At 64.6% G+C, this 17,985-nt stretch carries 19 protein-coding genes; 3 read left to right on the forward strand and 16 right to left on the reverse strand.

Annotated features, from left to right (window positions below):
- Window positions 1–14: 14 nt before the first annotated feature.
- Genes JOE60_RS17550 through JOE60_RS17565 form a run of 4 tightly spaced genes read right to left on the reverse strand, consistent with a single transcriptional unit; the run spans window position 15 to window position 3,983 of the window.
- Window positions 15–1,712 carry an AMP-binding protein gene (locus JOE60_RS17550; RefSeq protein ID WP_167267866.1) on the reverse strand — a complete coding sequence of 566 codons (1,698 nt, stop codon included), beginning with the start codon at window positions 1,710–1,712 and terminating at the stop codon, window positions 15–17.
- Between the two features lie 57 nt (window positions 1,713–1,769).
- Window positions 1,770–2,642 carry an acyl-CoA thioesterase gene (locus JOE60_RS17555; RefSeq protein WP_167267868.1) on the reverse strand — a complete coding sequence of 291 codons (873 nt, stop codon included), beginning with the start codon at window positions 2,640–2,642 and terminating at the stop codon, window positions 1,770–1,772.
- A 3-nt stretch (window positions 2,643–2,645) separates the two neighbouring features.
- Window positions 2,646–3,128, reverse strand: a complete 483-nt coding sequence (locus JOE60_RS17560) for a cupin domain-containing protein (RefSeq protein ID WP_167267871.1) — start codon at window positions 3,126–3,128, stop codon at window positions 2,646–2,648.
- An 18-nt stretch (window positions 3,129–3,146) separates the two neighbouring features.
- Complete coding sequence (locus JOE60_RS17565) at window positions 3,147–3,983, reverse strand: fumarylacetoacetate hydrolase family protein (RefSeq protein WP_167267873.1); 837 nt, start codon at window positions 3,981–3,983, stop codon at window positions 3,147–3,149.
- 136 nt (window positions 3,984–4,119) lie between these two features.
- Here JOE60_RS17565 and JOE60_RS17570 point away from each other — a divergent pair, with 136 nt between their 5' ends.
- Together JOE60_RS17570 and JOE60_RS17575 are read left to right on the forward strand one after the other, a co-directional pair.
- On the forward strand, window positions 4,120–4,518 hold the full coding sequence (locus JOE60_RS17570; RefSeq protein ID WP_167267875.1) for a RidA family protein: 399 nt from the start codon (window positions 4,120–4,122) through the stop codon (window positions 4,516–4,518).
- A gap of 40 nt (window positions 4,519–4,558) precedes the next feature.
- Window positions 4,559–4,903: an iron chaperone gene (locus JOE60_RS17575; RefSeq protein WP_167267877.1), complete on the forward strand. Its 345-nt coding sequence runs from the start codon at window positions 4,559–4,561 to the stop codon at window positions 4,901–4,903.
- On the opposite strand, the gene JOE60_RS17580 is transcribed toward JOE60_RS17575, so the two are convergent.
- The 12 genes from JOE60_RS17580 to JOE60_RS17635 all read right to left on the reverse strand — a co-directional run bounded on the left by JOE60_RS17580 (window position 4,904) and on the right by JOE60_RS17635 (window position 16,374).
- Entirely contained in the window at window positions 4,904–5,707 is an 804-nt protein-coding gene (locus JOE60_RS17580; protein ID WP_167267880.1) for an IclR family transcriptional regulator domain-containing protein, read from the reverse strand. It abuts the gene before it with no gap.
- Between the two features lie 104 nt (window positions 5,708–5,811).
- On the reverse strand, window positions 5,812–6,480 hold the full coding sequence (locus JOE60_RS17585; RefSeq protein WP_167267882.1) for a 3-oxoacid CoA-transferase subunit B: 669 nt from the start codon (window positions 6,478–6,480) through the stop codon (window positions 5,812–5,814).
- Window positions 6,481–6,482: 2 nt separating this feature from the next.
- Window positions 6,483–7,184, reverse strand: a complete 702-nt coding sequence (locus JOE60_RS17590; protein ID WP_167267884.1) for a 3-oxoacid CoA-transferase subunit A — start codon at window positions 7,182–7,184, stop codon at window positions 6,483–6,485.
- A 13-nt stretch (window positions 7,185–7,197) separates the two neighbouring features.
- On the reverse strand, window positions 7,198–8,412 hold the full coding sequence (locus JOE60_RS17595) for a thiolase family protein (protein WP_167267886.1): 1,215 nt from the start codon (window positions 8,410–8,412) through the stop codon (window positions 7,198–7,200).
- Window positions 8,413–8,434: 22 nt separating this feature from the next.
- Window positions 8,435–8,872 (reverse strand): 4-carboxymuconolactone decarboxylase, encoded by a 438-nt coding sequence (gene pcaC, locus JOE60_RS17600; RefSeq protein WP_167267889.1) that lies wholly within the window; start codon window positions 8,870–8,872, stop codon window positions 8,435–8,437.
- Window positions 8,869–9,672 carry an alpha/beta fold hydrolase gene (locus JOE60_RS17605; protein WP_167267892.1) on the reverse strand — a complete coding sequence of 268 codons (804 nt, stop codon included), beginning with the start codon at window positions 9,670–9,672 and terminating at the stop codon, window positions 8,869–8,871. Before JOE60_RS17605 ends, pcaC begins: the two co-directional genes overlap by 4 nt.
- A complete protein-coding gene (locus JOE60_RS17610) occupies window positions 9,665–11,086 on the reverse strand; it encodes a lyase family protein (protein ID WP_167267895.1) in 1,422 nt (473 codons plus the stop codon). Before JOE60_RS17610 ends, JOE60_RS17605 begins: the two co-directional genes overlap by 8 nt.
- Window positions 11,083–11,676 carry a protocatechuate 3,4-dioxygenase subunit alpha gene (pcaG, locus tag JOE60_RS17615; protein ID WP_167267898.1) on the reverse strand — a complete coding sequence of 198 codons (594 nt, stop codon included), beginning with the start codon at window positions 11,674–11,676 and terminating at the stop codon, window positions 11,083–11,085. Before pcaG ends, JOE60_RS17610 begins: the two co-directional genes overlap by 4 nt.
- 5 nt (window positions 11,677–11,681) lie before the next feature.
- Window positions 11,682–12,551 (reverse strand): protocatechuate 3,4-dioxygenase subunit beta, encoded by an 870-nt coding sequence (gene pcaH, locus JOE60_RS17620; protein ID WP_142937426.1) that lies wholly within the window; start codon window positions 12,549–12,551, stop codon window positions 11,682–11,684.
- A gap of 56 nt (window positions 12,552–12,607) precedes the next feature.
- Window positions 12,608–14,494 carry a bifunctional sugar phosphate isomerase/epimerase/4-hydroxyphenylpyruvate dioxygenase family protein gene (locus JOE60_RS17625; RefSeq protein ID WP_167267901.1) on the reverse strand — a complete coding sequence of 629 codons (1,887 nt, stop codon included), beginning with the start codon at window positions 14,492–14,494 and terminating at the stop codon, window positions 12,608–12,610.
- Window positions 14,494–15,393 carry a shikimate dehydrogenase gene (locus JOE60_RS17630; protein WP_167267904.1) on the reverse strand — a complete coding sequence of 300 codons (900 nt, stop codon included), beginning with the start codon at window positions 15,391–15,393 and terminating at the stop codon, window positions 14,494–14,496. The genes JOE60_RS17625 and JOE60_RS17630 overlap by 1 nt, the downstream gene beginning before the upstream one ends.
- Window positions 15,394–15,603: 210 nt before the next feature.
- Complete coding sequence (locus JOE60_RS17635) at window positions 15,604–16,374, reverse strand: IclR family transcriptional regulator (protein WP_167267906.1); 771 nt, start codon at window positions 16,372–16,374, stop codon at window positions 15,604–15,606.
- Between the two features lie 203 nt (window positions 16,375–16,577).
- On the opposite strand from JOE60_RS17635, the gene JOE60_RS17640 reads away from it, so the two are divergent.
- On the forward strand, window positions 16,578–17,915 hold the full coding sequence (locus JOE60_RS17640) for an MFS transporter (protein ID WP_167267909.1): 1,338 nt from the start codon (window positions 16,578–16,580) through the stop codon (window positions 17,913–17,915).
- Window positions 17,916–17,985: the final 70 nt, after the last annotated feature.

Below are 17,985 nucleotides of genomic sequence, written 5' to 3' on the forward strand. Positions count from 1 at the left end.
GGTGTTGCTCCTTCTCAGGCCTGGCTCTGGCCGGCAGGGGTGAGTTGTTCCGTGTCGCTCGCATTCGCCTTAAGAAGGCCGTCGCGCAGCTTGAAGTGCTGGAGTTTTCCGCTGGGATTGCGTGGGAGTTCGTGGACGAACCGGACGTCCCGTGGGTACTTGTACGGGGCGATGGTCTGTTTGACGAAGTCCTGGATTTCCCTGCGTTTCCCGGCGTCACCTTCGACGCCTTCGCGCAGGACAACGAACGCACAGACGATGCTGCCCCGCTCTTCATCCGGAACGCCGATGACCGCGTTCTCCACCACATCCGGGTGCTGGTCAATGGCGGTTTCCACTTCGGGAGCACCGATGTTGTACCCGGAGGAGACGATCATGTTGTCCGAGCGGGCCTGGTAGGTGAAGTACCCGTCCGCATCCATGGAGAACGTATCGCCTGTGACGTTCCACCCGCGGACCACATAGTTCGCCTGCCTGGGATCGTCCAAGTAGCGGCATCCGGTGGGGCCAATGACGGCCAGGCGGCCAATGTTTCCCGGCGCCAGCTCGTTGCCCTCGTCGTCCAGGATCGTGGCCCGGTAACCCGGAACCGCCCGTCCCGTGGTGCCCGGACGGATATCGTCACCGGCCGCCGAGATGAACACGTGCAGCATTTCTGTGGCGCCAATGCCGTTCACCAGTTGCAGGCCCGTGGCCTGGTGCACGGCCTCCCACGTTTCCTTGGACAAGTGCTCGCCCGCGGAAACCGCAATTCGCAGCCCCCGGAGCAGATCTCCGCGCTTTTCCTTGAGGATGGCCCGGTAAGCGGTGGGAGCAGTGAACAGGATGGTGGCGCCGGCCTTGGAAGCGTGCTCGGCCAGCTCAACCGGTCCGGCCTTTTCCGTGAGCAGCGACGACGCCCCGAACCGCAGCGGAAACACCACCAGCCCGCCCAGGCCGAACGTGAACGCCAGCGGGGGCGACCCGGCAAAGACGTCCTCAGCGGTGGGTTTCAGGATGTACCGGGCGAACGTGTCGGCGTTGGCCAGGATGTCCCGGTGGAAATGCATGGTCACCTTGGGCACACCCGTGGTGCCGGACGTCGGACCCAGCAGGGCAACATCGTCGGCGGATGTGTCCACTGCCGTGAACTTCCCACTCTTATGCCCACAGCGCGAGACGAGGTCGCCGTCGTCGTCGAATCCGTTGCCGGCCCCGTACGTGAGGACCTTTACCGCAGGGCCGGCGACGTCATCCCCGGCAGCAAGCGCCAGCTCGTCCACAAAGCGGTGATCCGAGATGGCCACCACCGGCTTGGTGAGCTGGATCAGGGTGGACACTTCGGTGGAGCGCAGCATGGGCATGGTGGTGACAACCACTGCGCCCGCTTTCAGGACACCCAGCCAGGCCGCGACGATCCACGGGTTGTTGGGGCCGCGCAGCAGGACGCGGTTGCCGGGCACAACACCCAGGTCTTCGGTGAGGACCTGTGCCACCTGGTTGGAACGCGTCTGGAGCTGGCCGTAGGTCCAGACCGATCCGTCGGGGGTCCACAGGGCGGGCCGGTCGGCGCCGTACTGTTCGACAGCGTCGTCGATCAGGACCGCGGCCGCATTCAGCCGTTCCGGGTAATGGAGTTCGGGAAGGGTGAATTCAAGCGCAGGCCAGGTTTCGGCGGGCGGCAAGTGGTGGCGGGTGAACGTGTCCACGTGGGCCGATGGCATCATGCTCATGGCCGTTCCTTTCAGTGGTGCGTCGTTGAAGCGGACGGATGGGGGGTGTGAAGCTGTTCAGGCGCCGGCCCGGATCATGCCCTCTTGGGCAACCGTGGCCAGCAGCCTTCCTTGTTGATCGAAGAAGCGGCCCATGGCCAGTCCGCGGTTGCTCTGGCCGGAGATGGCGTCCTGCGCGTACAGGACCCACTCATCTGCGCGTCCGTCCCGGTGGAACCACATGGAGTGATCCAGGGAGGCGGTGGCAAGGCCCGGGCTGGACCAGTTGAGGCCGTTGACCCGGAGCAAGGGCTCCAGGATGGTGTAGTCGCACACGTAGGCCAATGCTGCGCGGTGGAGGTCGGCGTCGTCGGGCAAAGTGTCAAAGGCTTTGACCCAGATGGCCTGCTGCGGGACGCTAGCGCCCTCACATGCGATATATACCGGACCGGGAATATGCCTCATGTCGAAGCTCCTGCCTGCGGACCAGTATTCTGCTGCCTGGCCGTCCACACCGTCCAGCGCTTCCGCTGCTGTCCGCAGCGATTCAGGCTCGACGGCGGCAGGGGCCTGGGGCTGGAAGTCCGGGCCCTCTTCGGGCACCTGGAAGGAACCCATGGCGGCATAGACGGGCTTTCCGTTCTGGAAACCGCGGACCGTACGGGTGGAGTACCCGCGACCATCCCGCAAGCGCTCCACTTCGTACCGGACGCTGGAACCGATATCCACCGGACGCATGAAGTAGCTGTGCATCGAGTGGAGTTGCCTGTCAGCATCCACCGAGCGCATCATCGCAGCCGCAGCCTGCGCCACCATGTCACCACCATAGGCTTTTGGCCATGGCACGTACTGGGTGGTTGCTTCATAGGCTTCGTCGAATACCTGTGGCTCCGTTTCCGTGAGTTCCACAGCCCGGAGGAAGGTCTCTGAGGTCATGGTTCCAGTGATCATTGCTTAGGCCCGGCGGTAGTCAGCGAGGGTCTCGTCCGGAACATCCTCAAGGTTGACCACCAGGTTCTCCGGGGTCCTGGCCGTCAACCAGACCAGTTCCTCGGTGATGGACATGTTGGCTTCAACGTGCGGCATGAAGGGCGGCACGAACACCCAGTCGCCGGCCTTCATGTCGATGAACTCCGAGTAGTTATCCCCGAAATAGATCCGGCCATGGCCCCGGAGCACGTAGCCGCCGGTCTCGGCCTCGCCGTGGTGGTGCGGGAGGGAGCGGTACCCGGGAGTGTTCGACACCTGGCCGAACCAGATCTTGGTTGCCGGGGTGTGCTGGATGCTGACGCCGGAGACGCGGATGCAATCGCCCGATTGCGCGGTGTTGGTGTCCTCGGCGCCGGCGCGGGTAACAACCGGTACCACCTTGCCGTCGGGCTGGGCATAGATGGAGTTGTCGCCTTCGAGGCGGTATTCGGTGGTGGTCTGGCTCATGGGATTTCTCCTTTGTTGTTAGACGGTTGCTGCAGCGTGTGCGCGGATGCGGAACTGGTTTTCCAACCGGCCGATTCCATCGATTTCGGTGACCAGGATGTCGCCGTCCGCCAGGAAGCGCGGCGGGGTCATCCCCATGCCCACTCCCCCGGGCGTTCCCGTGAGCACCAGGTCACCGGGGCGGAGGATGGTGAATTGTGAAATGTAGGACAGCAGCTGCGCGGGGCCGAAAACCAAAGTGCTGGTGTTCCCTTCCTGCACCAGCTCGCCGTTGACGTAGCCGCGGACCTCAAAGCTGGCACCTGCTTCGTCGGCCGTCAGCATGACCGGCCCCACGGGGGTGCTGTCATCCCAGGCCTTCCCCTGGAACCACTGCAGGGTCCGGTTCTGCCAGTCGCGCATGGAAACATCGTTGGCCACGGTGTACCCGGCGATTGCCGCGCGCGCTTGGTCTTCGTCCGCATGGAACAGCTCAGAACCCACGACGACGGCCAGCTCGGCTTCCCAGTCCACGCTGACGCTGCCCGTGACCTCCACGGGATCATTGGCACCCACCAGCGTGTCCGCGTATTTGGCGAACAGGGTGGGGTACTCCGGAAGGTCGCGGCCCATCTCCTGGATGTGGTCCCCGTAGTTGAGGCCGCAGCAGATAACCTTGCCGGCGTTGGGCAGCAGCGGGGCGAAATCCGGTGAGCTGATGGTCTCCCCGTCCGCAGCTTCCACCACGGCCCGCCAGTTGGGCTGACCCAGGAGTTCGCCCACATCGCCGGCCGGAAGTGCGAGGTAAGAGTCCGCGCCCGTGGCGAGCGCCGCCGTCGTACCTCCGCCGGCCGTGCGCAAGGTGGCAAGTTTCATTGCTGGTTCCCTTCGAGATTTTGTGATGTGTCGACTTTTTTACGATCGTCACATATGCTCAACGTAGCACGGTAGAAATGATCTGCACAGAGGCTTTCCAAAAGTTTTTGCAGTTGCCACAACCAGGAGGAACAGCATGAGCCACCAGACGATCAACCCGGAATCGCTCCCCAAGCCATCAGGTTTTGCGCACGGCATCCTGGCCGGAAACACTGTTTTCCTGGGCGGGCAGACAGCCCTGGACAAGAACATGAACATCGTTCCCGGCGGCATCGTGGAGCAGTTCACCCAGGCGTTCTCCAACGTGATCACCACCCTGCGCGAAGCCGGAGGAGAGCCCCAGGATTTGGTGAACGTGACCATCTACCTCACCGACGTTGACGATTACATGGCGAACGGACGGGAGATCGGGCGCATCTGGCGGGACATGGCAGGTTCGCAGTACCCGGCCATGGCGGGCATCGGCGTCACGCGCCTGTGGCAGAAAGAGGCCCTGATCGAAATCCAGGGCATCGCGGTGATCCCGGAACGCTGAGCCTCTGGCCGTTTCAGGTGCAGTGGTGAACCATATCCCTATGGGAACCGTCACCGACTATTTGGACAGCGTCACCGCTGACAATCGTCCTGCGCTGAAGCGGATTGTGGAGATCGCCCGCGAGCTCGCGCCAGACGCCGAAGAAGGCGTCAGCTACGGGATGCCCGCACTCTTGGTGGACGGCAAGGGCTTGGTGAGCGTCATGGAAACCAGGAAGCACCTGGCGCTCTATCCGTTCAGCGGCCAAATTCTGCCGACGATGTCAGAAGAGCTGGGCGGATACTCCTGGTCGCCGGGGACCTTGCGGTTTTCTGCGGACCACCCCGTGCCTGACTCCATGGTGCGCCGAATCCTGGAAACGCGCTTGGCGGCGATCCGGAAGTAGTCAGTGCTTCGCGGACACGTCCTGCGAGATGGCGTTGGCAGTGGCCACCACTTCGGCACGGACTGAATCGAGGTACTTCTCCGGGTCCGCCTGCGCTGCGACCGCCTGGGCCTGCAACGACACGTTGATGGCCGCGACGTTGTCGCCGTTGTTGTGGTTCCACACCGGCGCCGCGATGGACATGAGGCCGATCTCCAGCTCCTGGTCCAGCAGGCACCAGCCCTGCGCCCGGACATGCTCGACGGCGGCCCGCAAGTCGGGCACGCTGGCGACGGTTCGCGGCGTGAGCGGCGTGAGTTCCGCCGTCGTGAGGTAAGCCTCAAGCTTGGCCTGCGGCAATCCGGCGAGCAGTACGCGACCCATGGACGTGGCATACGCCGGGAATCGGGTGCCCACGGTGATGCCGACGTTCATGATCCTGCGGGTGGCGACGCGGGCCACGTAGAAGATGTCCGGCCCGTCCAGCACAGCGGCGGAAGTGGACTCCCCCAGTTTCAGGCTGAGCTGCTCCAGGTGCGGCTGTGCCAGCTGGGGCAAGGACAGCGCCGAAAGGTATGAGTAACCGAGCTGCAGCACCTTGGCGGTGAGCGCAAAGGTCTTGCCGTCGGTGCGGACGTAGCCCAGCTCAACCAGGGTGTGCAGGAACCGCCGGGCCGTGGCGCGCGTCAGGTCCGTGCGGGCAGCGACTTCGCTGAGGGTCATCACGGGGTTGTTCGCGTCAAACGCCCGGATCACAGCCAGCCCCCGGGCCAGCGACTGGACATACTGGTCGCTTGCCTGCGGGGTAACTGCGGAGTCGGTCATGGTTACCAATCCTAGAGCGCGTTGCGGGGCCTACTCTGCGCCCCAAACTGGGGATCAAACGCGCAGAGCGGGCCTCGCAACGCAGGGGCCGGAACTTGCGGGGCCTACTCTGCCTTCTTCAGGCGCAGCGGTACGAGCTCCTGGATTTCGTCGAAGGTGCAGCCGAAGGTTTCGCGGACGGTGACACCGTCGGGTCCTGTGAGGAACACAGCCTTGTCTGTGTACACGCGGGTGACGCAGCCGACGCCGGTCAGCGGGTACGTGCACTGCTCCACCAGCTTGGATACGCCCTCGCGGGTCAGCAGGGTCATCATCACGAAGACGTCCTTGGCGCCGGTGGCCAGGTCCATGGCACCACCGACTGCCGGGATCGCGTCGGGGGCTCCCGTGTGCCAGTTGGCGAGGTCGCCGGTGGCGGAGACCTGGAAGGCACCGAGAACGCAGATGTCCAAATGCCCGCCGCGCATGATGGCGAACGAGTCGGCGTGGTGGAAATACGAGGCTCCAGGCAGTTCAGTGACGGGGATCTTACCGGCGTTGATCAGGTCGCCGTCGATCTCATCGCCCTCAGCGGCCGGGCCCATGCCGAGCATCCCGTTCTCCGTGTGGAGCGTGATGTTTTGTTCCTCGGTGAGGTAGTTGGACACGAGCGTGGGCTGGCCGATGCCCAGGTTCACGAACGAACCCGGGGCGATGTCGCGGGCCACCAGCTGGGCCAGTTCGTCGCGGCCCAAGGGCTTCGGGGAAGTCTGGATGCTTGTCTGGGTGCTCATGCTCAGGCCACCTTCTCTGTGCTGGTGCCGACTCCGCCGCCGGCAGACTCGACGCGGACCACACTGTTGACGTAAATCCCCGGCGTCACTACGTTTTCCGGATCCAGGGAACCGGTAGGCACGATCTCCGAGACCTGCACGATGGTGTGCTTGGCAGCGGCGGCCATAATGGGGCCGAAGTTCCGGGCGGTCTTGCGGTACACGAGGTTGCCCTTCCCGTCCGCCTTAAGTGCCTTGATGAGGGCGACGTCGGCATGGATCGGCGTCTCAAAGACCTGCCACTTTCCATCCAGCAACCGGGTTTCCTTGCCCTCGGCCAGCGTGGTGCCGTAACCGGTGGGTGTGAAGAACCCACCAATACCGGCGCCGGCGGCACGGATGCGTTCGGCCAGGTTGCCCTGAGGAACCAGTTCCAGCTCGATCTCGCCGGCATGGAATTTGGCGTCAAAGTGCCAGGAATCGGACTGCCGCGGGAAGGAACAGATCATCTTGCGGACCCGGCCTTCCTTGATCAGCAGCGCGAGGCCTTGGTCGCCCTGGCCGGCGTTGTTATTGACCACGGTCAGGTCCTTCGCGCCGCAATCCATGAGGGCGTCGATCAGTTCGAACGGCTGCCCGGCGTTGCCGAAACCGCCGATCATCACGGTGGAACCATCCTTGATGCCGGCGACAGCCTCGCCAACAGTGTCGATGAAATTCAACATGACTCTTACCCTTCTATGCTGACGCGCCGGCAGTGACGTTTTCGAGCACCACAGCAAGGCCCTGGCCCACGCCGATGCAGATCGCTGCGACGCCCCAGCGCTGGCCGGAGGCCTGCAGGGAGCGGGCGAGCGTACCCAGGATGCGGGTACCGGAGGCACCGAGCGGGTGACCCATCGCGATCGCGCCACCGTGCTGGTTCACGATTGTGGGGTCTATCCCCCACGCATCAACGCACGCCAGCGATTGCGCGGCGAACGCTTCGTTAAGTTCGACGGCGCCCACCTGGTCCCAGCCGATGCCCGCCTTCGCGAGGGCCTTGTTCGCGGCTTCCACCGGGGCGAAGCCGAAGAACTGGGGATCGTTGCCGTGGGCACCACGCCCGGCGATGCGCGCCAACGGGTCCAAGCCAAGAATCCCAGCAGCCGCCTCGGAGCCGATCCACGCAGCCGAAGCACCATCGGACAAAGGCGAGGCATTCCCGGCGGTGACCGTGCCGCCGTCGGCCCCGTCAGACTCAGCCCGGAACACCGTCTTCAACCCGGCAAGCTTCTCCGCCGAGGAACCGGCACGAATGCCCTCGTCCCGGACAAGATCAGTGCCCGGAACCTGCGAGACAAGGTTGTCGTAGAAGCCTTCGTTCCATGAAGCATCGGCCAGATTGTGCGAATCGGCAGCGAACTGGTCCTGACGCTCACGCGTGATGCCGTACTTCTCGCGCAGCCGTTCGGTGGCTTCGCCCAAGGAGATGGTCCAGTCCTTGTTCATGGCCGGGTTCACCAAACGCCAGCCCAGGGTGGTGGAAGCGAGCGTCATGTCACCGGCCGGGTAGGGCTTGGATGTCTTCGGCAGCACCCACGGCGCGCGGGACATGGACTCGGCGCCGCCCACCAGCATCAGCTCGGCGTCGCCAGCGTTGATCTGGCGCGAGGCGATGATCGCCGCATCCAAGGAGGATCCGCACAGACGGTTGACCGAGGTCCCCGGGATGGAGACCGGAAGGCCAGCCAGGAGGGTGGCCATGCGGGCGACGTTGCGGTTTTCCTCGCCGGCACCGTTGGCGTTGCCGAACACCACTTCGTCGATTCGCTCAACATCAAGCCCCGGAGCACGCTTGACCGACTCTCGGACCACATGGGCGGCAAGGTCATCGGGACGGACAGCAGCAAGACCGGAGCCGAACTTGCCAAAGGGCGTGCGCACGGCGTCGTACACAAAAGCCTGGTTCATGGGATTTCCTTCGGGGTGGGGACTAGTTGGGGGTGGAGGCCGCGTCGATCTCGGCGAATACTTTCTGGGCCGTCTTGAAGGCCGAGTTGGCGGACGGCACACTACAGTAAATGGCGGTCTGCAGCAGGATTTCCTTGATTTCATCCCTGCTCAGTCCATTGTTGAGGGCTGCCCGGATATGCATGGCCAGCTCCTCCCAGTGACCATGCGCCACCAGGGCCGTGAGGGTGACGGCGGACCGCATCTGCCGGCTCAGGCCCGGTCGGGTCCAGATGCCACCCCAGGCGATCCTGGTGATCATGTCCTGGTAGTCCTCCGTGAAGGAGTCCTTGCCTGCGTTGGCCCGGTCCACGTGCGCATCGCCCAGCACTTCGCGGCGAACCACCATGCCGGCGTCGTAAATGTCCTGTGCGGTGGCATCCGGCTGGACGGCGCCGTTGCGCTCTGATGACGTGCTCACAGCTCGTTCTCCTTCATGAAGTTCCGCATAAGGTCAGCCACAGCGGCCGGTGCCTCGGCGGGCGCCAGGTGACCCACGCCGTCGAGCGTTTCCACCACTGCCGTTCCGCCGCCGGCCCGGATCCCCTCGGCCAGTTCCTCCGCCATGGCGGGCGGCGCCACGGAATCCTCGACGCCGGCAATCACCTGCGTGGGGACGGTGATGCTGCCCAGTTGTTCGCGGACATCAAACCCGGCGAGGGCTTCGCAGCAGAACGAGTAGCCAAAGCGGTCGGCGTCTCGGAGGGCGTGCAGGAGGCGGCTGCTGATCTCCGGCTGGCGGTCCATGAAACCGGGGCCGAACCAGCGTTCTGCGGAACCTTGGATCATCACGGGCGTGCCGAGTGTGCGGACGGTCTCCGCACGCTCCAGCCAACCTTCGGGGGTGCCGAGCTTGGCGCCGCTGCACTGGACGGACAAGCTGCGGAGCCGGTCGCCGTGCTTGATGCCGAGCTGCAGGCCGGTGGCCCCGCCCAGCGAGACGCCCGCGTAGTGGAAGTTCGCGCCGGGGCTGACGGAATCGACAAGATCGACGACGGCGTCAGCCAGTTCCGCAACATCGAAACCTTCCGTGGTGGTGGGCGAGATGCCGTGGCCCGGGAGGTCCCACCCGATGACGTCGTACTCGTCACCCAGGAGGGCAGCCGATTCCGTCCAGAGGATCGTGGAGGTGCCCAGCGACGGACCCACTACCAGGAGAGGCTTGGCTCCCAATTCGCGCTGCGGGGACAGCAGCACCGCCTTGACAGTTGGCTTAGCCACGAGTGGCTCCTTTCGACGAGGTTCCAGTGAAAGCGGGGTAAGTCGCGAGGATCCGGCGGCTGATCTCCGAGGCTTCGCCGAGATAGCTCGCGGGGTTCAGTAGAGCTTCGAGTTCGGCGTCCGAGAGCTTGTCCGCGGGCACGGCTTCACGCAAAAGCTTGGTGTAAATCCGGGCTTGCTCGGCGGCAGGCGCCTTCAGGGTTTCGTCGACGACGGCCTGCAGCTTCTGTTTTCCGTCTTCGCCGAGGAGAGGCGCGACGGCGGCCGACACACCTTCACTGAGCAGCAGCGGACCCGAGAGCCCGAGGTTCCGGCGCATCGCATCGGGGAAGACCCGGAGGCCTTCGGTGAGCTCCTTCAGCTGAGAAGCGGCGCCCAGGGCCAACGCGAGCAGCTGGCGCAGGGCCGGCCATTCACTGTGCCAGGCGCCATCGGCCCGCTCGTCGTTGAAGGTTGCCGCCGCGAGGTGCAGTTGCGCTGCAAGACCAGGAGCCTGCAACGCTGCGCTGCGGATCAGGACTGACAGCACGGGGTTCTGCTTCTGCGGCATGGCCGAGGAAACCCCGCGTCCGGCGGCCAGCGGTTCGCCAAGTTCGGCAACTTCCGGGCGGCTCAGGAAGAGCAGGTCGGCAGCAATCTTGCCGAAGGAATCGATGACGGCAGCGAGGCCGTCGCCCAGGGCTGTGATGGCCAGGCGGTTGGTGTGCCAAGGGGCGGGGACTGCGGCCAGCCCAAGGCGTGCAGCCCAGGAATCCGCGAGAGTGAACGGTGTGGAGTCCGAGCCAGCGGTGAGCTTCGTGCCTGAGGCCAACGTCCCGCCGGCCCCGCCGAACTGGACCGGCAAGTCAAGGGAGTCCAAGCGGGCAGCCGCGGCCGCCACGCCCTGGAACCACTGCGCAGCCTTGAGCCCGAACGTGTACGGAAGCGCGTGCTGTGTCAGGCTCCTGCCCACGCACAGCGTGTCCGCATGCTGCTCCGCCAAGGTGGCGAGCGCCGTCGTCGTGCCTTTGACCTCAACCAGCAGCGCGGAAACGGTGCGGCTGGCGAGGAGCATCAGCGCCGAATCCAGGACGTCCTGGCTGGTCAGCGAGGTGTGGACAGCCTTTCCGGCACCGATCCCGCCCGAGTCCAGCTCCCGGACGCGGGCACGCAAGTCCCCGAGCAAGGGAATCACCGGGTTGCCGCCGCCCTGGGCGCGTTCGGCAATTGAGGCGGCATCGTACTGCTCGATCGAGGCGGCTTCGGCCACCACAGCGGCTGACCCTGCCGGAGCAAGCCCGGCATCCTCGAGCACAGCTGCCCACGCAGCTTCGACGTCGAGGATTGCCGTGATCACGGCACGGTCGCCCGTCAGCGCCGCCACAGCGGGCGACGCCGACACGGGGCTCAGGAGGCCGAAGTCGCCGTCGGTCATGCCGGGTTTTCCGTATTGAGGTCCAGCGATCCGTCCTGCTGGAAATCCAGGAACACGGTCTCGTCGCCGCCCTGCAGGCGGATGTCCCAGGTGAGGCCACCGTCGGGATCGCGGCGTGCGATCAGGGTCTTGCGCCGTTCGGGATCCAGGGAGCTCAGCAAAGGATCGTTGGCCAGCGCTTCCTCGTTTTCCGGCAGGTACACACGGGTGAAGAGGCGGTTCATGAGGCCGCGGGCAAACACAGCCACGGAGATGAACGCTGCAGCGCCGGGAGCCGTGGGGCCGGGGTTGACCGTGGTGAACGTGTACACGCCCGAGTTGCCCACGGAGCCGCGGCCCCAGCCGGTGAACGTGTAGCCGTCGCGGACCAGGGAGCCGGTGCGCTGGACGATCTTGCCCTCGGAGTCCGGCTGCCAGATTTCCAGGATGGCGTCCGGGATGGCATTGCCCCCGCCGTCATACACGGTGCCCTGGAGGCGGATGCTGCCGGGGCTGCCCGGCGCCAGGAGTTCGTTGTCCTTATTGAAAGGGAGGGCGTAGCCGTAGAAAGGGCCTACGGTCTGACCCGGTGTGGGTGCCAGCTTGCTCATGCGCTTTACTCCTCGTCCCCGGCGTCGCCGTATGCTTCGTTTTCGGTCCAGGTCCGCTTGGAACCGGTCAGGATGATGTCCCATTTGTAGCCGAGGGCCCATTCCGGACTGGTCAGCTCGTGGTCGTACTGTGCCACCAGGCGGTCGCGGGCATCCTGGTCCACGATCGACTGGTAGATGGGGTCCAGCGGGAAGAGCTGGTCGCCCGGGAAGTACATCTGGGTGACGATTCGCTGGGTGAACTCCGAGCCGAACATGGAGAAGTGGATGTGGGCCGGGCGCCAGGCGTTCAGGTGGTTCTTCCACGGGTACGCGCCGGGCTTGATGGTGGTGAAGCTGTACGAGCCGTCGTCGCCGGTGATGCAACGCCCGACGCCGGTGAAGTTCGGGTCCAGCGGTGCGGGGTGCTGGTCGCGCTTGTGGATGTAGCGGCCGGAGGCATTGGCCTGCCAGATCTCCACGAGCTGTCCCGCTACGGGGCGGCCATCGCCATCAAGGACGCGGCCAGCGACGATGATGCGCTCTCCCTGCGGTTCGCCGTTGTGCTGGATGGTCAGGTCCGATTCCAGTGCGTGGACATCCTGGTGACCGAAGGCGGGCGAGTAGAGCTCGATGGTCTCCGGGTCCGCGTGGTGCAGGCTCTTGGTGGGGTGGCGGAGGATGCTGCTGCGGTATGGCGCATAGTCCAGGCGCGGCATGGTTTCCGGGCCTTTGCCATTCTTCAGGGCCTCGGCGTAGCGGTCCCCGATGCCCTTGATCTCAGCACTGAGATCGGCCTGGGTTTCCACTTTCTTGGAATCGTGCGCAGCGTGTGGCTCAGCGGCGGGCACGAGCTCCTCGGATTCGAGCGCTGGTGCTGTCTGTTCTTGCGGCACGGCCGGCTCCTTTCGGTTGATGGATTCTGGTTCTGTTGCTCAGGGGCTGTGTGGGCCTAGGTGCTGTGAGGCAGGGCCCGGTGGAGCGAGTCGTATTGGACGGCGTGGCGCACCGGGGCGTTGGGCGCCCCGTAGCCGTCGTAGTTGCCGCGGCGCTCCACCATTTCGAAGAACACACTGCCCACAGTGGCCGTGTAAAAGTGGAGGAATTCGCCGTTGGCGTCCCGGTCATACAGGAGGTTGAGCTCCTTGAGGGTGGCCAGGAATCCGGGTTCAAGATCGAACCGGGCGTCTAGGTCCTCGTAGTAGTTGGCCGGAATCTGGAGGAACTCGAGGCCACGCCCATGGGCCGACCGGGCCGTTGCCACGAGGTCGTCCACGGCGAACGCGATGTGTTCCTGGTACGTTTTTCGGGCGCTTTGCGCTTGCTGGGCCGGAGCCAGGTTCAGCACGAGCCTGACCGCCTTGTTGCTGGTCTGCATCACCTGCGAGCGCACCAGTCCGTTGGGGCTGGGGACCTCCGCGAACGGCTGGGGTTCCAAGGCCAAAGCACTGGTGTAGAAGAGGACGGCTTCGTCAAAGTGCTGCCACGGCTGGGCCAGATTCACGTGGTCAATGACTGCGTTCTGTGCGCTGGAGGGGTGTTCCAGCCCCTCGCCGAACTCGTGCGTCCACGCGGCCGTCCCGTCCGGGCTTCCCTGGCACAGGAAGATCTCGGTGGAATCCGGCGCTGAGATGCCTTGGAAGACTTCCTCGTCAGCCTGGACCTTGCGGGCAACCACTGGCGCCTTGAGTTGCTGGGCGCGGGCGGAGGCAATCACTGGAGAGTCGACGTCGAACCCCAACGCGGCGATAGCCGGTTCCGAGTGCGAGGCCGCTTGTTCGTTGATGATCACGCGGGCCTGGCCCATGGTCCAGAGCTGGACGTCCTTGGTGCGGTGGCGGCCTTCGAAACCGAAGCCGAGCTGGCCGAGGAGCTTCTCCAGCTGCGCGGTGTTGTCCGCCTTGACCTCGGCGAAGTTGAAGCCGGCGGGCTCGTTCACCTTGGGCAGCGTGGCCAGTTCCATGGGATAACGACGGCGGGACGCACTGCCGTTGCCGGCTGCAGATTCGGTGGAGGCGCTGGCCAGCCATTTGGCGCTCTGCTCCTCCAGCCAGATGAGGGAGCGCATGGCATCCACGGCGGTCCGCTCGGTGTCCGACTGGCGGAAAACATCGTTGAAGACCTCGAGCGAGACCGGCCCCGTGTACCCGGCGCGGACCACGTGGCCCATGAACTTGGCCAGCTCGAACTGACCTTCCCCGGGGAACACCCGGTAGTGGCGGCTCCAGGACAGCACGTCCATGGAGAGCTTGGGGGCGTCGGCCACCTGGACGAAGAAGATCTTCTCAGCGTTGATGTCCTCGATGGGCGCGGTGTTCCAGTCGCGGGACAGGATGTGGAAGGAGTCCAGGCAGGTGCCGAGGTTGGGGTGGTCCACCATGTCCACCAGGCGGTAGGCGTGCTCGTAGTCGTTGACGTACTTGCCCCACGCCAGGGCTTCGTAGGCCACCTTGACTCCGTGTGCCCCGGCCAACTCTGCCAATTCCGCGAGCTGGGAGGCGCGGAGTTCGTCGTCGTCGATGGTTGCCGTGGCTACGTTGGAGCAGACCAGGATGGTGTCCATGCCCAGGCGAGCCATGAGCTTGAACTTGGCCTCGGCGCGCTTGAGGTTGGCCTTCAGCAATTCCGGCGTGACACCGTCGAAATCCCGGAACGGCTGGTAAAGGTCCAGGCCCAAGCCGAGGTCGGCGGCCATTTTCCGGACCTCTTCCGGGCTGTGGGGGGACGTGACGAGGTCCTGTTCGAAGATCTCGATGCCATCGAAGCCCGCAATCGCGCAGGCCTGCATCTTCTCCTTCAGCGTGCCGGACAGGCAGACCGTTGCGATTCCGGTACGCATCAGTTGGCCACCTTTGCCAGGAGAGCCTCTTCTTCGGCGGCGATCAGTTCTAGGAAGTGTGCCCGCATGCGATCGCGGTCCGCCTCGCGTCCAGTGATGAGCTGGAAGGCGTCGGCCGCCTGCCCAACTGCCATCCGACCGCCGTCGAGGACGTCGCATCCCTTGGCCCGCGCCTCGCGGACCAATTGCGTTTCGATGGGGCGGTACACGATGTCCGCCACCCAATGCCGCGGCTCCACGAGGCCCATGTCCAAGGGGAGCCCGGGGTGGGCCGCCATGCCGATGGGGGTGCAATGCACCAATCCGTCGGTGAGGGGCATGATCTCGGGCAGCTCGTTGATGCTCCGCGGCGTAACGGTGGCTTCGGGGAAAAGCCCCCCGAGCTCGGCCGCACGTTCCGCGGCACGGGCGGGATCCATGTCCACCAGGTCCAGCGTGCTGACGCCGGCTTTGAGGAGTGCGTAGGCGACGGCGGAACCGGCACCGCCTGCACCCAACTGGACCACGCGATCCAGTCGCGCCTCGGGGAGGCCATCGGCGAGCGCCGAGCCGAAGCCGGAGAAGTCCGTGTTGTGGCCGATGAACCGACCGTCCTGGATCAGGACCGTATTGACGGCGCCCAGGCGCGCGGCGTCGTCGGAAATTTCATCAAGGTGCCCAAGCACCAACTGCTTGCACGGGTGCGTGATGTTCAGGCCGTTGAAGCCCATGCGCTGCGCTGCAGTGAGGAGATCCCCGACGGCGGTGGCCGGCAATGCGAGTTCCAGCAGGTCGATGGGGCGGTACAGCAAGCGAAGGCCCTGCACGTCGGCTTCGCGCTCATGCATGGGCGGCGTGAGCGAGGGCATGACGCCTTCGCCTACGAGGCCCACCAGAACGGACTCGGCTCGGTTGCTCATCCTCAAGCTCCTTTTACTGTTCACCGCGGGGGCGCTGTGAGGCAGCCAAGCCGGGTGTAGACATTAGATTACTACAGGTGTTCATATTCCGCACGCATGTTCTTATCGCGAACAAATGACAAAGATGGCGAGTGGGCTCGTGCGTTGCGGGGCCCGCTCTACACGCTTTCGGGCGGGCTTGGCGCTCAGAGCGGGCCTCACAGCGGAGGGTCAGCGCTGGGGAAGGCGGGCTGCCAACTCGGCCGCCGCCTCCTGAAGAGTGGGGACGTGCGCAATGAGTTCCTCCATGGTCATACGGAAGACCGGAACCGCCGTGGCCACGGAAGCAAAGGCATGCCCTTGCGAGTTCAGGACCGGGACGGCCACGGCCCGCATGCCGATCTCGTTCTCCTCGTCCATCACCGCATAGCCCTGCCGGCGGACCTGCTCGATTTCCGCACGGAACGCGTCGCGGTCGGTAATGGAGTGCTCCGTGAGGGGATCCAGGGGCAACTCCTCCAGCAAGCGCTTGCGTTCAATCTCCTCCTCAAAAGCAACAATCGCCTTGCCCACGGACGTTGTGTGCAGCGCCCCCAAGTGTCCGGGATCGCTGGTGACGCGGAAACTCCTGGGGCCATCCACCTTGTTGACCGTCAGGTGGTGGTTTCCGTCCCGCACGGACAAGATGGTGGCCTCATGGGTCCGCTCGGTGACGCGCTGGAGAACCGGCAAGGCCGTGGCGGCGAATCCGTGGTGATTGGATACGCGCTGGCCCAGCTGGAAAACCCGCAGGCCCAGGTGGTAGCGGCGCCCATCCGGCTCGTAGTCAACGAACCCATCCCGGGTGAGGGATCCCAGCAGCCGATAGGTGGTGCTGAAGGGCAGGCCCGCACTCCTGGCCAGATCCGCGGCACTGGCTCCGCGGGGCTCATCCCCCAGGACAACCAACAGGCCCAGGGCTTTGCCGACCATGTCGGTTTTTGTGTCGTCTTTCACACTCATGACTCGATGCTCTCACATGGTGAGAGCTATTTCTAGATCGTGGTGAAACCTATTGACAAGTGACCGCACTCACAGTCACTATTGCTGTATTGCACAAGTAGCTCTCACCATGTGGTTACTTGCGGAGGATCTGGCCACACCGGGCTTCGTCTTCCCACTGAAGCCAGATCCGCGACATCGTCGTCACAGAAGGAACTCTTTCCATGAGCCAAACATTGCCGTCAGCGACGCCAGGCACTGAAACCACCACGGGTACCCCCAAGAAAGCCGCCTTGGCCTCTTTCCTGGGGAGCGCCGTCGAGTACTACGACTTCTTCATCTTCGGCTCGGCCGCAGCCCTGATCTTCCCCCACGTGTTCTTCCCGGATGCGGACGCCAACGCAGCCATCATGTCCTTTGCGACCTTCGGCTTCGCGTATATCGCCCGCCCCGTGGGCGCTGTCATCCTGGGCCACTTCGGTGACAGGATCGGCCGCCAAAAGGTCCTCATGTTCACCTTGGTCCTCATGGGTGCCGCCACCTTCGTGATCGGCTGCCTCCCGGACTTCAAGACCATCGGCTGGTGGGCTCCCGTCCTGCTGGTCCTGGCACGTCTTTGCCAGGGTCTCTCGGCCGCCGGTGAGCAGGCCGGCGCCTCCTCCATGACGTTGGAGCACGCCCCGGACAACCGGCGCTCGTTCTTCACCTCGTGGACGTTGACTGGCACGCAGGGTGGCCAAATCCTTGCAGCACTCGTCTTCATTCCCGTGGTGGCGCTGCCGGATGACATCAAGTACGGCATCGGCTGGCGCATCCCGTTCTGGCTGAGCGCCGTGGTTGTTATGGTGGCCTTCTTCATTCGCCGCACCCTGCACGAGCCGCCGGCATTCGCCGAAGCCAAGAAGAACAACCAGATCTCCAAGCTTCCCGTTGCCGACCTACTGCGCCTGCACTGGCGCGACGTTCTTCGCGTTGTCTGCTGCGCCTTCATCGCAGCAGTCAGCACGGTGTTCGGAACCCTGGCCATCAAGTACGCCCAGGACGTTGCCCACGTGAACAGCACCATCACCTTGTGGCTTGTGGTGGCGGCAAACGTGGTGGCCCTGGGAAGTCAGCCCCTGTTTGGCATGCTGGCTGACAAGATCGGCAGGAAGCCGGTATTCATCTACGGAGCCATCGCCAGCGCGATCATGACCCCGGTGTTCCTGCTGACCCTCGAATCCGGCAATGTACCGCTGATGTTCCTGGTCTCCATCGTGTTCTTCTCCTTCGGCTACGCTGCCGCCAACGCCGTCTGGCCGTCCTTCTACGGTGAAATGTTCAGCACTAAAGTCCGCTTCTCCGGCCTGGCCATCGGTACCCAGCTCGGGTTCCTCATGGCCGGTTTCGCCCCGGCAATCGTCACCGCGCTTGGTGGCACCAAGCCCGGAGGATGGGTGCAGATCTCCATTTTCACGGCAATCATCTGCGCGATCGCTGCCATCTCTGCCCTGACCGCCCGCGAATCGGCCAAGGTCCCGACTGCTGAACTCGGCCTCCGCAAGGAAAACCTGCACGCCTGACACCCCACAGCGCGCGCTCCTTCCCGGTTATCCGGGTCCGGAGCGGCGAAAAGCCCGGAATGCCACCTGA

Source organism: Paenarthrobacter ilicis (assembly GCF_016907545.1).
GTDB classification, from domain to species: Bacteria; Actinomycetota; Actinomycetes; order Actinomycetales; family Micrococcaceae; genus Arthrobacter; species Arthrobacter ilicis.